A 13,318-nucleotide genomic window follows, 5' to 3' on the forward strand; every position below is an offset into this window, starting at 1 on the left:
CACCTGCGAATCATGAGACGGACGCCTCAGAGGGCCCGCTCGATGTCGGTGGTGATCTTCTCCGGCTTGGTGGTCGGACCGAAGCGGTCGATGACGGCGCCGTCGCGGCCGATGAGGAACTTCGTGAAGTTCCACTTGATCTTGCCGCCCAGCAGGCCCGACTTCTCCTTGCGCAGCCAGGCGAACAGCGGGTGCGCCCCGTCCCCGTTGACGTCGACCTTGGCGAACAGCGGGAAGTCGACGCCGAAGTTGCGCTCGCAGAACGACGCGATCTCGTCGTCCGTGCCCGGCTCCTGGCCGCCGAACTGGTCGCACGGGAAGCCGAGTACGGTGAAGCCGCGCTCGCCGTACTCGTCCTGCAGGGCCTGCAGGCCCTGGTACTGCGGGGTGAACCCGCACTGCGACGCGGTGTTGACGACGAGCACCACCCGACCTTCGTACGACGCGAGGTCGGTCTCGGTGCCGTCGATGCTGGTGGCCTTGAAGTCGCCCAGGGAGGTCATGCTCGTCCTTCGGAGTGGTGGAGGGATCGGATGGGTCGCGTGCTCACGGCCCGGCCGGGGGGCCGGGATCCGGCTCCTCGTCCCGGCGCCGGAGCACGCGAGCCCGCCAGACCAGCGCCAGCACGGCGGCCAGGATCCCGTCCGCGACCAGGGTGGACCACAGCCCGGCCCAGCTGCGCACCTCGCCCGACACCGTGTGCCGCGACGGCGACCCCTCCAGGACGCGGACGGTCACCTCCCCGCTCTCCTCGGCACGCGTCCAGGTGGTGCGGTCGACCTCGGCCGCCCAGGTGCCCTGCTCGGGGTCCACGTCCTCGGGGAACCGGTAGCTCAGCCACCAGCGCGGCTCGGCGTCGGTGCCCAGGTTGCGGGCCGCGGTGACCTCGGCACGCACGTCGGTCCCGGCGCTCTGGACCCGGAGGTCGGTCCAGGTCGAGAGCACGAGGGGCGCGTTGACCAGGACCACGACGAAGACGAGCACCGCCAGGTTCTTGGCGCGTCGCGGGTCCGCCAGCAGGGACCTCGGACCAGACATGTGGACCAGTATCGGTGTCGGGGGTTTGCCGGCCCCCGCCCGGTGGAACGAGGCTCCTGATCCGCACACCACGAGGGGACCCCATGACGCACCGATCCCGCCTGGGAGGCGTGGCGCTCGTCGCCGTGCTCGCCCTGGTCCTGACCAGCTTCGCCGCCTCGCCCGCCACCGCCGCCGGCAAGCGCACCAAGGGCAAGGTGTCCTACGGCACCACCGCCTGGGTCGCCGGCACCTCCGGCTACGCCATCAAGGGCAAGGCCTCCGGCCCCAAGCGCCGCACGGTGGCGCTGCAGGTCAAGTGGGCCGACGGCTGGCACACCATCGACAAGACCCGCACCAAGCGCAAGGGCAAGTACCGCTTCACCGGCTCCTTCGACTGGTACGGCGCCCACAAGCTGCGCGTGCTGGTGCCCCAGAAGAAGCGGTTCCGCGCCAAGGCGTTCAAGGCCAAGAAGTTCACGGTGTCCGTGCCGTGGACCCCGCGCGGCGCCACCTCGGCGTACCTCCCCTTCTCCGGGCAGGGCCTGACCTTCCGCTGGAACCCCTGCGAGACCATCAAGTACCGCGTCAATCCCGGCGTCGCCGGTGAGGCCGCCCTGCCGCTCAGCCAGACCGCGATGGAGCTGCTCGAGCGCGCCACCGGCTTCAGGTCCAAGTACGTCGGCACCACGACCGCCGTCCCGATCCGCGGCGACAAGAACCCCAAGGGCACCGACCTCGTCATCGCCTGGTCCAGCCAGGACCTCGACCCGGGCCTCGTCGGCGCCGTCGGCATCGGCGGCACCGGTCGCTCCCCGATCGCGCAGTTCAAGAGGAGCAAGAAGCCGACCTGGCAGATCAAGAAGCCGGGCCTGACGATGAACATGACGTACGGCGGCGAGTACCCGATGACGATGGACGACCCGAACCACGAGTCGATGGGCCTCGTGCTCATCCACGAGCTCGGGCACGCCTTCGGCCTCGACCACTACGCCGACGACATCCAGGTCATGCACCCGGGCAACCGCTCGCCCAACGCGGGCGGCTACTTCGCCCACTACGAGGCCGGCGACCTCGCCGGGCTCCGGTCGCTCGGTGCCGCCAAGGGCTGCCTGACCAAGTACCGCGGCCGCTACCAGGCGCGCCCGGGCGCTCCGGTCCTCACGCCGGGCATCGTGTCGCCCGGTCGCGAGGTCATCGACCTCGTCGAGGAGCACTGATCCCTGGTCCTTCACCGACCAGCGTCGCCACCGTGGCGGCGGACAGCACGGGATGCTCGGGTCCCGGCGCCGTCCGCCGCCACTGTGGTCTCCGGACACCAAGGGTCAGGGCACTGGGCGTCAGGGCACGATGACGATCTTGCCCCTCGTGTGACCCTGCTGGCTGAGGGCGAACGCCTCGCCGACCCCGCCGAGCCCGAAGGTCCGGGCGACCTCCACGGTGAGCCGGCCGGCGTCCGCCAGCTCCGCCAGGCGGGCGGTCTCGGTGCCGAGCGGGCGCACCCAGACCGCGTGGCCGCCGTGCTCCTCCACGGAGCCGTCCGCCACGGAGGCGTGCCGACCGCCCTCCGCGAGGACCGCCAGCGTGGTCTCCAGCTGGCCGCCCACGAAGTCGGCGACCGCGTCGACGCCCTCCGGAGCCAGGGCCCGGACCCGCTCGACCACCCCGTCGCCGTACGCCACCGGCTCGGCGCCCAGGCCGCGTAGGAAGTCGTGGTTGGCCTCCGACGCCGTCCCGATCACGCGGGCGCCCCGGGCGACGGCGACCTGGACCGCGAGGCTGCCGACGCCGCCCGCGGCCGCGTGGACCAGGACCGTGTCGCCCTCGCTCACCTCGAGCACGTCGAGGGTGCGCAGCGCGGTGCCGCCGGCGAGCGGCAGGCCGCCGGCCTGCTCCCAGGTGAGGGAGGCCGGCTTGCGGGCCACCGACCACGCGGGCACGGCGACCTGCTCGGCGAAGGTGCCGCCGTGCACGGTGTCCTTGCGGGCGTAGGCCATCACCTCGTCACCGACCGCGAAGTCCGGGGTGTCGGGCCCGACCGCGACCACGGTGCCGGCGACGTCCCAGCCGGGGATCGCCGGGAAGACGGTGTCCATCAGGCCGTCCAGGCCGCCGGCCATGACCTTCCAGTCGACGGGGTTCACGCCCGCGGCGCGGACCTCGACGAGGACGGCCCCCGGGCCGGTCTTGGGGGCATCCACGTCGCGCACCTCGAGGGTGGCGAGGTCCTGGCTGTACGACGGGTAGACGACGGCGCGCATGGTGGTGCTCCTTCTCGTGGGGGGACGAGGCCACAACAACCGGCACCGACCGCGGGCTTCCCGGTACGGACGTGACCGCCGCCTCGCTCCCCGTCGTCGCCACCGACGCACGGGCCCGAACGCTCGAGGGTCCGTGACGCACGAAGGCCCCGGGGTGACCCGGGGCCTTCGATGGTGGTGCGCGAGGGGGGATTTGAACCCCCACGCCCTTTCGGACACTGCGACCTGAACGCAGCGCGTCTGCCGTTCCGCCACTCGCGCGTGGAGCGAGGGCAACGTTATCCCACGCTCTCGGAGCCGTCACAATCGCGGTCCCGGGTCGTTGCCCGACAGCGGTGGTGCCCGGAGCGGGGGTCCCCGGACAGTACGATCGGCCAGACCCGACGGCCGTCGAGAGGAGGCGCACGACGTGAACGCACTGCAGCGCTTCGAGCGCAAGCTCGAGCAAGCCATCTCCGGGGTGTTCGCCCGCGCCTTCCGCAGCGCGGTGCAGCCCGTCGAGATCGCCGCCGCCCTCCAGCGCGAGTGCGACAACAACGCGCAGATCATGAGCCGCGACCGGCGCCTGGTGCCCAACCGCTTCCTCGTGCTGCTCGCCGCGGTCGACCTCGAGCGCCTGCAGGGCTACGACGACGCCATGGAGCGCGAGCTCGTCGACCAGCTCAAGGACCACGCCGACACGCAGGGCTACGTCTTCACCGGTCCGGTGCAGGTCGACTTCGAGGCCGCCGACGACCTGACCACCGGCCGCTTCCGGATCCTCAGCCGGGCCGAGGCCAGCGTGACCGACAACGACCAGCGCACCCGCACCCGTGCGGCCCGCGCGGTGCTCGAGGTCAACGGCACCCGCCACCCGCTGCGCGCGCCCGGCCTCGTCGTCGGTCGCGGCACCGAGGCGGACCTGCGGATCAACGACCCGGGCGTCAGCCGGCGCCACATCGAGTTCACCGTGCACGGCGACGACCTCGAGGTGGTCGACCTCGGCTCGACCAACGGCATGCTGGTCGACGGCACCAAGGTCGGTCGGGCGGGCCTGCGCGACGGCACCGAGGTCAAGATCGGCCACACCACCATGACCGTGCGCATCACCGAGGAGGGCTGAGGACATGTCCGAGCTCACCTTGTTCCTCATCCGCTTCGCCTACCTCGCGATCCTGTGGATCTTCGTGCTCTCGGCCATCTCGGTGATCCGCTCCGACATGTTCGGCGCCCGGGTGCCCGAGACGGCCCGCGGCGGGTCCGCTCCCGCGCGCTCCAAGTCCAAGCCGCCGTCGCGGCGCCGCGGCTCGCCCACCCACCTGATCGTGGTCGAGGGCGACAACACCGGCGCCCGCGCCGAGCTCGACGACGCCCCGCTGCTCATCGGACGGGGCAACGACGCGGCCATCCGGCTCGACGACGACTACGTCTCCACCCGGCACGCCCGCGTGGCCGCCAGCGGCGACGACTGGTTCGTCGAGGACCTGGGCTCCACCAACGGCACGTACGTCGGCTCGGTGCGCATCACCCAGCCCACCACGATCGGGCTGGGCATCCAGGTGCGCATCGGCAAGACCATCCTCGAGCTGCGGAAGTAGGGGTCGGCCCTCCATGACCGGACCGCTACGCCTGGCGTACTCCGCCATCTCCGACGTCGGACGCGTGCGCCGCGACAACCAGGACTCCGGGTACGCCGGTCCCTGGCTGCTCACGGTGTGCGACGGCGTGGGCGGTGCCGCGCGCGGCGACCTGGCCAGCAGCACGGCCGTGCAGCAGCTGCGCAAGCTCGACGTGGAGCCCGCCGACGACCTGCTCGCCCTCGTGGCCGGCGCGATCCACCGCGCCGACGACCGGATCGGCGAGCTCGTCGAGGAGGACCCCGACCTCAACGGCACCAGCACCACCGCCACGGTGGCGCTCTTCGACGGCGCCAAGATCGGCGTCGGTCACCTCGGGGACAGCCGGGGCTACCTCTTCCGCGGCGGCGAGCTGCGCCGGCTGACCCACGACCACACCTTCGTGCAGAGCCTCGTCGACGAGGGCCGGATCACCGAGGAGGAGTCGCGGGTGCACCCCAACCGCAACCTCATCCTCAAGGCCCTCGACGGCATCCGGCACGAGGAGCCCGACCTCTTCGAGGTGCCGCTCGAGGTCGGGGACCGCATCTTCTTGTGCAGCGACGGCGCCTGCGGCACCCTCGACGACGCCCGGATGGCCGACATCCTCGCCTCCGGCACCCCCGACTTCGCCGCCGTGGAGCTCGTGCGCGCCAGCCTCGAGGCCGGCAGCAGCGACAACGTGACCTGCGTGGTCGCCGACGTGATCGACACCGAGCCCGAGGCCGACCTCGAGCCGCTGCTCGTGGGTGCCGCCGCCGACCTGCCCCGCAAGGCCTCGGGCGGCGTGGCCGGTCGTGGGCTCTTCCGCGGCCACCGCTCCGGCGACACCGGCGAGATCGACCCGGTGCCCGACGGGCTGCCCTCGGACGTGCACGCCTTCCCCTCCGACCCGATCGACGTCGAGGCCCAGCGCTACGCGCCGCGCCCGCCGGCGCGGTTCACCTGGCTCAAGCGGCTGCTCGCGGTCGCGGTCCTGCTCGGCATCGTGTGGGTGGCCCTGGCCGCGGCCTGGTCGTGGAGCCAGCAGCAGTTCTACGTCGGGGTCTCCGACGACAAGGTGACGATCTTCCGCGGCCTCAACGCCGAGATCCCCGGCGTGGACATCTCGCACCCCTACGAGGTGACCGACGTGGACGTCGCCAACCTCAGCGAGATCGACGCCGAGACGGTGTCCCAGGGCATCGAGGCCAGCGACCTCGAGGAGGCGCGCAACACCGTCGACGCCTACGCCGCCCGTCAGGACGTGCCCACCCAGGACGCCGGCTGATGAGCCAGGACCACACCCTGATGGGGTTCGTGCACCGGCGCCGCCGGGGCGCGGAGCTCTTCCTGCTGCTGCTGGCCCTCGCCGTCGGCATCGGCGCCTACGCCGCGGTCGGGCTCGGCATGGAGGGCACCATCCCCGCCGACATCGTCGGGTACGGCGGGTGGCTCACCGCGCTCATCGTCGTGGCCCACGTGGCCATCCGGATCTTCGCGCCGTACGCCGATCCCGTCCTGCTGCCGCTCGTGGCGGCGCTCAACGGCCTCGGCCTCGCCGTCATCCACCGCCTCGACCTCGACAACACCAGCCAGTGCGTCGACAACGGGGACTTCGCCCGCCAGCAGCTCATCTGGATGACGCTGGGCGTGGTGCTCTTCGTCGCCACCCTCGGGCTGCTGCGCGACCACCGGCTGCTGCAGCGGCTCACGTACACGACCGGGCTGGCCGCGATCGTGCTGCTGCTCCTGCCGATGGTCCCGATCGTCGGCAACACCGTCAACGGCGCCAAGATCTGGATCTCGGTCGGACCGTTCAGCTTCCAGCCCGGCGAGGTCGCCAAGGTGCTGCTGGTGATCGCCTTCGCCGGCTACCTCGTGCTGCACCGCGACGCGCTGGCCCTGGCCGGTCGCCGGGTGCTGTTCATCGACCTGCCGCGTGGTCGCGACCTGGGTCCGATCCTGGGCATGTGGGCCGTCAGCATGTTCATCCTGGTCTTCCAGCGTGACCTCGGATCCTCGCTGCTGTTCTTCGGGATCTTCCTGATCATGCTGTACGTCGCCACCGAGCGGCCCGGCTGGCTGGTCGTCGGCACGGTGCTGTTCGCGGTGGGCGCGTTCGCGGGCTGGCGCGCCTTCGGCCACGTCCAGAACCGCGTCAACATCTGGCTCGACCCGATGGCCTACTACGACCAGAACCCCGGCTCGGGACAGCTCGTCGAGGGCCTGTTCGGCATGGGCTGGGGCGGCCTCATCGGTCGCGGCTTCGGCGGCGGAGCACCCTGCCGGATCCCGTACGCCGAGTCCGACTTCATCGTCCCGGCGATCGGCGAGGAGCTCGGCCTGACCGCCGTCATGGCGATCATCGTCTGCTACGGCCTCATCGTGGAGCGGGCGCTGCGGATCGCGCTGATCTCCCGCGACGGCTTCGGCAAGCTGATGGCCGTCGGCCTCGGCAGCATCTTCGCCCTCCAGGTCTTCGTGGTCGTCGGCGGCGTCACCGGCCTCATCCCGCTCACCGGCCTGACCACGCCCTTCCTGTCCTACGGCGGCTCGTCGCTGGTGGCCAACTGGGTGGTGATCGCGCTCCTGCTGCGCATCTCCGACCAGGCCCGACGCCCCGTGCCCCGCCTGAGCGCGGACGACTCCGACACCGGCTCCGACAGCGAGTCGACCCAGGTGGTGAAGCTGCGATGAATCACCCCACGACGTTCCTCGCTGCGCTCCCGACGACGCGGGGGCCCCGATCATGAACAAGCCGATCCGCACGATCTCGCTCTTCTGCCTCGTCCTGTTCCTCGCGCTGATGCTCAACGCGACGTACCTCATGTACGTCCGCTCCGGCGAGCTCACCGCCGACCCGCAGAACCGCCGCGTCATCACCGCCGCGTTCTCCCGCGAGCGCGGCGCGATCCTGGTGGGCAAGGACGCGGTCGCGCGCAGCGTGCCGAGCGACGACCAGTACGACTTCCAGCGCACCTACCCGCAGCCCTTCAAGTACGCCCCGCTGACCGGCTACTTCTCCTACTACAGCCAGTCCGGCATCGAGCGCTCGCAGAACGACGTGCTCTCCGGCGAGGACTCGCGCCTGTTCGTCACCCGGCTGGTCGACATGCTGAGCAACACCGACCCCCAGGGCGGCAACGTCCAGCTCACCATCGACCCCGAGGCCCAGACCGCCGCCTTCGAGGGCCTGCGGGCGCTGGGCGAGGACGTGCAGGGCGCGGTGGTGGCCATCGAGCCGGCCACGGGCAAGATCCTGGCGATGGTGTCCAACCCGACGTACGACCCCAACACGCTGGCCTCGCACGACTTCGGGTCGGTGGAGGACTCCTACCAGGCGCTCGAGCAGGACCCCGCCGAGCCGCTGATCAACCGCGGCATCGGCACCACCCTGCCGCCCGGCTCGACGTTCAAGCTGGTGACCGCCGCGGCGGCCATCGAGTCGGGCGACTACGACGCCCAGTCGATGGTCCCCGGGGGCGCGTCGTTCCAGCTGCCGCAGTCGACGACCAAGGTGGGCAACCAGGGCGGCGGCGACTGCGGTGGCAACCGGATCACCCTGACCCAGGCCCTCCAGGTGTCCTGCAACGTCACCTTCATGTCCCTGGCCGACGAGCTGGGGATCGAGGCGATGACCGAGCAGGCGGAGAAGTTCGGCTTCAACTCGACCTCGCTGGAGGACCTCCCCGGCCAGGCCCGCTCGCTCTACCCGCCCGACATGGACGAGCCGCAGACCGCCCTGTCGGGCATCGGGCAGTCCAGCGTCACCGCCACGCCCCTGCAGATGGCCATGGTCTCGGCCGGCATCGCCAACGACGGCGTCGTGATGCGTCCCTACGTCGTCGACGAGGTCCGCGCCCCCAACCTCTCCCTGCTGGACAAGACCTCCGAGTCGGAGCTGTCCGAGGCCGTCTCGCCCAGCACCGCCGACGACCTGACCGAGATGATGGTCGCCACCGTCGACGACGGGACCGCCTATGCCGCCGCGATCCCGGGTGTGCGGGTGGCCGGCAAGACCGGCACCGCCGAGTCCACCGACACCCGCCCGCCGTACGCCTGGTTCACCTCGTTCGCCCCGGCGGACGACCCGAAGGTGGCCGTGGCGGTGCTGGTGCAGTCGAGCGACACCGCGCCCGGCGACATCGCGGGCGGCCGGCTCGGCGGACCGATCGCCAAGGCGGTCATGGAGGCGGTGCTCAACCCGTGACGACGACCCCAGGCTCGCCGGACCGCTTCGCGGACGACCGGCACCGCTACGCGCTCACCTCCCGGATCGCGACGGGCGGCATGGGCGAGGTCTGGCGCGGCACCGACACCGTGCTGTCGCGGGCGGTGGCCGTCAAGGTCCTCAAGCCGGAGTACGCCGACGACGCGCTCTTCCGCACCCGCTTCGAGACCGAGGCCCGGCACGCCGCCTCGCTCCACCACCCCGGCATCGCCGGCGTCTTCGACTTCGGGGAGGCCTCGCCGGCCGACGGGTCGACCTCGCCGCGGCCCTTCCTGGTGATGGAGCTCGTCGAGGGCCAGCCGCTCTCCAACCTGCTGCGTCCGGACGCGCCGATGGACCCCGAGGTGGTCCGCGACCTGCTCTCCCAGGCCGCCGACGCCCTCGGGGCCGCGCACGCGGCCGGGATCGTGCACCGCGACGTCAAGCCCGGCAACCTCATCGTGACCCCGGACCGTCGCACCAAGGTGACCGACTTCGGCATCGCCCGCGCCGCCGAGGGGATGTCGCTCACCGAGACCGGGCAGGTGATGGGCACCCCGGCCTACATCTCGCCCGAGCAGGCGGAGGGCAAGCGCGCCACCAGCGCCTCCGACGTCTACTCCCTCGGCGTGGTCGCCTTCGAGTGCCTGGCCGGCCGCAAGCCGTTCCTCGCCGACACCCCCGTGGCCACCGCGATCGCCCACCTGCGCGACCCGGTCCCCGACCTCCCGGGCCCGGTCCCCGGCGACCTCGCCGCCGTCGTGCGCCGGTCGATGGCCAAGGACCCCGCCGAGCGGTACGCCGACGGCGCGGCCTTCGCCGCCGCGCTGCGCAACCCCTCGGCCGACGCCGCGAGCGGTGCGACCACGGTCGTGGCACCCGTCGCGGCCCCGGTCGCCGACGACCCGACCCGCACGCAGGTCATCGCCCCGGTCCCGGCGGCCCCCGTGCCCACGCCCGCGGCGCCACCGGTGTCCCCACCCGCCGCCGACGACCGCCGCTCGGGTGGCCTGCCGCGCTGGCTCCCGTGGGCCTTGCTGGCCCTCGCCCTGGCGGTGGCCGTCCTGGTCGCGCTGCAGGTCCTCGGGGACGACCCTGCCCCCGACGACACCCCCGACCAGCAGACCCCGTCGCAGACGCCGAGCCGGACCCCCAGCGAGTCCCCCTCCGAGACGCCCACCGAGACCCCCGAGACGACGACCGTCGAGGTGGACGAGGCGGCGTACCTCGGCAGGGACGTCAAGGAGGTGGAGGCGGCGCTGCGCGAGCTCGGACTCAAGGTGCGCAAGGAGAAGGTCGACAACCCCGGGGACGAGACCCAGGACGCCGTCCTCGGCGTCGACCCCTCCGGCACCCTCGAGGAGGGTGACACGGTGACGGTGTCCTACTGGGACAAGCCGGCCCCGACCGAGACCCCGACGACGCCGACCGAGACCCCCACCGAGACCCCGACCCAGACCCCCACGGAGACGCCGACGACGGCCACCACGCCGGCCACGCCCACGGACAGTCCGACCTGATGCGTCCGACCAGGCGCACGCCGACCACGACCACTCCGACAACGACCACGCACGCGAGACGAAGCCAGACGACCAGCCAGACGACCAGCGCAGCGAGGGGGCGAGGATGAGCACCGAACCGACCGTCATCGGCGGCCGCTACGAGCTCGGCGAGCTGCTCGGACGGGGCGGCATGGCCGAGGTCCGCAAGGGGCGCGACACCCGCCTGGGACGCACCGTCGCGGTCAAGCGGCTCCGCACGGACCTGGCCAGCGACGCGACCTTCCAGGCCCGTTTCCGCCGGGAGGCGCAGAGCTCCGCCTCCCTCAACCACCCCTCGATCGTGTCGGTCTACGACACCGGCGAGGAGATGGCGACCGACGGCTCCGACGTCGCCCAGCCCTACATCGTCATGGAGTGCGTGCAGGGACGCACCCTGCGCGACATCCTGCGCGAGGGCCGCAAGATCCTGCCCGAGCGGGCCCTCGAGATCACCAGCGACGTGCTCGCGGCCCTCGACTACAGCCACCGGGCCGGGATCATCCACCGCGACATCAAGCCCGGCAACGTGATGCTGACCCCGAGCGGCGACGTCAAGGTGATGGACTTCGGGATCGCCCGCGCCGTCTCCGACGCGTCCTCGACGATGACCCAGACGGCGGCGGTCGTCGGCACCGCGCAGTACCTCTCCCCCGAGCAGGCCCGCGGCGAGACCGTCGACTCCCGTTCGGACGTCTACTCCACCGGGTGCCTGCTCTACGAGCTGCTCACCGGCCGGCCGCCCTTCGTCGGCGACAGCCCCGTCGCCGTCGCCTACCAGCACGTGCGCGAGCAGCCCTCGCCGCCGTCGGACCACGACCAGGAGCTCGACCCCGAGATCGACGCCATCGTGCTCAAGTCGCTCGCCAAGCGCGTCGAGGACCGCTACCAGAGCGCGGCCGCGATGCGCCAGGACATCGAGCGCTACCTCGCCGGCCACCCGATCCAGGCCGTCGCGCCGCCGGTGGCCGCGACCGAGGTGGTCCCGGCGGTCGCCGCGGCCACCACGACCATCCCGGCCGCCACCACCGCGCCCCCCTCGGGTGACAACGGGCAGCGCGGACGCACCGGCCTGCTCGTCCTGCTCGGCCTGCTCATCGTCGCGGCCATCGCCGGTGCGGCGTACGTCCTGCCGAGCATGTTCGAGGAGGACGTGCAGCGCCAGCAGGTCCCCACCCTCGTGGGGCTCACCGAGGAGCAGGCCCGGATCGAGATCGGCCGGGCCGGGCTGACGGTCGGCCAGGTCACCCGGGAGCCGTCGGAGGACGTGCCGGCCGACGAGGTGCTGCGCCAGGACCCCAACCGCGACGTGTACGTCGACCCCGGCACCGACGTGGACCTCGTGGTCTCCCTCGGGCGGCCCGAGGTGCAGGTCCCGTACGTCGTGGGGCAGCCGCGCGTGGCCGCACGCGACGCGTTGCGGGCCGACGGCCTCAAGGTCGCCGTGACCGAGGTGGAGTCCGACGAGCCGAAGGACCAGGTCATCTCCACCGATCCGCCGGCCGGGCAGTCCGTGGCCGAGGGCACCACCGTCACGCTCTCGGTGTCCGACGGACCCGAGTCGGTCCCGTCGGTGATCGGCCTGCGCCAGGGCGAGGCCACCCGGACGCTGCGCCAGGCCGGCTTCGAGGTGGAGGTCCGCACGGACCCGTCGTCCACCGAGCCCAAGGGGACGGTCGTCGACCAGTTCCCCCGCGACGGCGAGGCCGACCGCGGCGACACGGTGCTCATCGTGGTCTCGGCGTTCGTCGAGCCGCCGCCGACCGAGACGCCCACCGAGACGCCGACCGAGACACCGCTCCCGACCGAGACGCCGCTCCCGACGGAGACACCGACCACGCCGACCGAGACGCCGACGACGACCCCGCGGCGTACCGGCTGAGACCGGTGGTGCCGCGACCGGGCTGGGCTCAGCCGCCGTCCTGCCCGGTCGTGGCCATCGGCGTGGCGTAGGTCAGGTCGAGCAGCCCGTCGTAGGCCGGCGCGGTCATCCGCGGCAGCGTGGTGACGGCGTAGCCCACGCCGCCCGTGGGGTCGGCGGCGTACTCGCGGTAGACGTCGAGGTAGCTGTCCTCGTCGAGCGAGGTCAGCATCTCGTCGGGGTCGCCGATCCCGACGATCTCGTACGGCGGGGAGTAGGGCACGCCGTGCAGGGTGACCGAGTTGCCCTCGCACTTGATGCCGGTCGTAGAGATGATGCGCTGGCCCTGGAGGGTGACGGCGACGGCCCCCGCGCGCCACAGGGCGTTGACGACGGCCTGGAGGTCCTGCTGGTGCACGACCAGGTCGTTCTGGTCCCGGTCGGTCGTCGAGAGGACATCCTCGGGAGCGTCGGTGAGGGTGACCTTGACCGCCTGGCCGGTGCGCGGCGTGAGGCCGGCGGGGTCGACGAGGGTGTCGATCTCGTCCTGGTAGCGGTTGACCGTGCGGTCCCCGAGCCCGTCGGTGAGCGTCTCGATCTCGTCGTTGAGCCCCGACACCTCCCGCGTGAGCGCGTTGGTGTCGTTGCGCTCGGCCTGCACCACCGACGCCAGGTCGGTGTAGCGGCCACCGCGCAGGTCCGTGCCGTCGCTCTGCTCGGCGCTGACGGCGAAGAGGACCCCGCACAGGACGAACATCGCCGGGGTCCCGACCCGCCACACCTGGGCCCGTCGACGGGCGCGCGCCGCGCTGTCGTCGGGGCGCGGGTCGGACGGGACGGACATGGCGACTACG

At 72.3% G+C, this 13,318-nt stretch carries 12 protein-coding genes and 1 tRNA gene; 8 read left to right on the forward strand and 5 right to left on the reverse strand.

The features are described from left to right. Positions 1–26 precede the first annotated feature (26 nt). Both ASG94_RS09660 and ASG94_RS09665 read right to left on the reverse strand, forming a co-directional pair. Complete coding sequence (locus tag ASG94_RS09660) at positions 27–503, reverse strand: glutathione peroxidase (protein ID WP_056926033.1); 477 nt, start codon at positions 501–503, stop codon at positions 27–29. 43 nt (positions 504–546) lie between these two features. Continuing rightward, entirely contained in the window at positions 547–1,038 is a 492-nt protein-coding gene (locus ASG94_RS09665; protein ID WP_056926034.1) for a hypothetical protein, read from the reverse strand. A gap of 83 nt (positions 1,039–1,121) precedes the next feature. On the opposite strand from ASG94_RS09665, the gene ASG94_RS09670 reads away from it, so the two are divergent. Then, positions 1,122–2,237, forward strand: coding sequence for a matrixin family metalloprotease (locus tag ASG94_RS09670; protein ID WP_156411493.1), 1,116 nt, complete (start codon positions 1,122–1,124; stop codon positions 2,235–2,237). A 120-nt stretch (positions 2,238–2,357) separates the two neighbouring features. On the opposite strand, the gene ASG94_RS09675 is transcribed toward ASG94_RS09670, so the two are convergent. Then, positions 2,358–3,278 carry an NADP-dependent oxidoreductase gene (locus tag ASG94_RS09675; RefSeq protein WP_056926036.1) on the reverse strand — a complete coding sequence of 307 codons (921 nt, stop codon included), beginning with the start codon at positions 3,276–3,278 and terminating at the stop codon, positions 2,358–2,360. Between the two features lie 175 nt (positions 3,279–3,453). Further along, a tRNA-Leu gene (locus ASG94_RS09680) sits at positions 3,454–3,539 on the reverse strand. Between the two features lie 148 nt (positions 3,540–3,687). On the opposite strand from ASG94_RS09680, the gene ASG94_RS09685 reads away from it, so the two are divergent. From ASG94_RS09685 to pknB, 7 genes are all read left to right on the forward strand, one after another. Continuing rightward, complete coding sequence (locus tag ASG94_RS09685; RefSeq protein ID WP_056926037.1) at positions 3,688–4,380, forward strand: FhaA domain-containing protein; 693 nt, start codon at positions 3,688–3,690, stop codon at positions 4,378–4,380. Positions 4,381–4,384: 4 nt separating this feature from the next. Then, positions 4,385–4,855, forward strand: a complete 471-nt coding sequence (locus tag ASG94_RS09690; RefSeq protein WP_056926038.1) for an FHA domain-containing protein FhaB/FipA — start codon at positions 4,385–4,387, stop codon at positions 4,853–4,855. A gap of 13 nt (positions 4,856–4,868) precedes the next feature. Further along, entirely contained in the window at positions 4,869–6,143 is a 1,275-nt protein-coding gene (locus ASG94_RS09695; RefSeq protein ID WP_056926039.1) for a PP2C family protein-serine/threonine phosphatase, read from the forward strand. After that, positions 6,143–7,552 (forward strand): FtsW/RodA/SpoVE family cell cycle protein, encoded by a 1,410-nt coding sequence (locus ASG94_RS09700; protein ID WP_056926040.1) that lies wholly within the window; start codon positions 6,143–6,145, stop codon positions 7,550–7,552. The genes ASG94_RS09695 and ASG94_RS09700 overlap by 1 nt, the downstream gene beginning before the upstream one ends. Positions 7,553–7,604: 52 nt before the next feature. Then, the gene (locus tag ASG94_RS09705; RefSeq protein WP_056926041.1) at positions 7,605–9,065 is read left to right on the forward strand and encodes a peptidoglycan D,D-transpeptidase FtsI family protein; all 1,461 of its coding nucleotides are present in this window, start codon (positions 7,605–7,607) and stop codon (positions 9,063–9,065) included. Further along, entirely contained in the window at positions 9,062–10,585 is a 1,524-nt protein-coding gene (locus ASG94_RS09710; protein WP_056926042.1) for a serine/threonine protein kinase, read from the forward strand. The genes ASG94_RS09705 and ASG94_RS09710 overlap by 4 nt, the downstream gene beginning before the upstream one ends. 106 nt (positions 10,586–10,691) lie before the next feature. Beyond that, positions 10,692–12,485 carry a Stk1 family PASTA domain-containing Ser/Thr kinase gene (pknB, locus tag ASG94_RS09715; protein ID WP_056926043.1) on the forward strand — a complete coding sequence of 598 codons (1,794 nt, stop codon included), beginning with the start codon at positions 10,692–10,694 and terminating at the stop codon, positions 12,483–12,485. 28 nt (positions 12,486–12,513) lie between these two features. Here pknB and ASG94_RS09720 read toward each other — a convergent pair whose 3' ends face one another. Continuing rightward, positions 12,514–13,308 carry a DUF881 domain-containing protein gene (locus ASG94_RS09720; RefSeq protein WP_235537190.1) on the reverse strand — a complete coding sequence of 265 codons (795 nt, stop codon included), beginning with the start codon at positions 13,306–13,308 and terminating at the stop codon, positions 12,514–12,516. Between the last annotated feature and the right edge of the window lie 10 nt (positions 13,309–13,318).

The sequence above is a fragment of the Nocardioides sp. Soil805 genome (genome assembly GCF_001429625.1).
In the GTDB taxonomy this organism is placed as follows: domain Bacteria; phylum Actinomycetota; class Actinomycetes; order Propionibacteriales; family Nocardioidaceae; genus Nocardioides.

What these genes read in the sequence shown, in the direction of transcription:
- ASG94_RS09665 (WP_056926034.1), bottom strand. Translation starts at nt 1,038, where the DNA reads ATGTCTGGTCCGAGGTCCCTGCTGGCGGACCCGCGACGCGCCAAGAAC.
- ASG94_RS09720 (WP_235537190.1), bottom strand. Translation starts at nt 13,308, where the DNA reads ATGTCCGTCCCGTCCGACCCGCGCCCCGACGACAGCGCGGCGCGCGCC.
- ASG94_RS09700 (WP_056926040.1), top strand. Translation starts at nt 6,143, where the DNA reads ATGAGCCAGGACCACACCCTGATGGGGTTCGTGCACCGGCGCCGCCGG.
- ASG94_RS09705 (WP_056926041.1), top strand. Translation starts at nt 7,605, where the DNA reads ATGAACAAGCCGATCCGCACGATCTCGCTCTTCTGCCTCGTCCTGTTC.
- pknB (WP_056926043.1), top strand. Translation starts at nt 10,692, where the DNA reads ATGAGCACCGAACCGACCGTCATCGGCGGCCGCTACGAGCTCGGCGAG.
- ASG94_RS09670 (WP_156411493.1), top strand. Translation starts at nt 1,122, where the DNA reads ATGACGCACCGATCCCGCCTGGGAGGCGTGGCGCTCGTCGCCGTGCTC.
- ASG94_RS09675 (WP_056926036.1), bottom strand. Translation starts at nt 3,278, where the DNA reads ATGCGCGCCGTCGTCTACCCGTCGTACAGCCAGGACCTCGCCACCCTC.
- ASG94_RS09695 (WP_056926039.1), top strand. Translation starts at nt 4,869, where the DNA reads ATGACCGGACCGCTACGCCTGGCGTACTCCGCCATCTCCGACGTCGGA.
- ASG94_RS09690 (WP_056926038.1), top strand. Translation starts at nt 4,385, where the DNA reads ATGTCCGAGCTCACCTTGTTCCTCATCCGCTTCGCCTACCTCGCGATC.
- ASG94_RS09660 (WP_056926033.1), bottom strand. Translation starts at nt 503, where the DNA reads ATGACCTCCCTGGGCGACTTCAAGGCCACCAGCATCGACGGCACCGAG.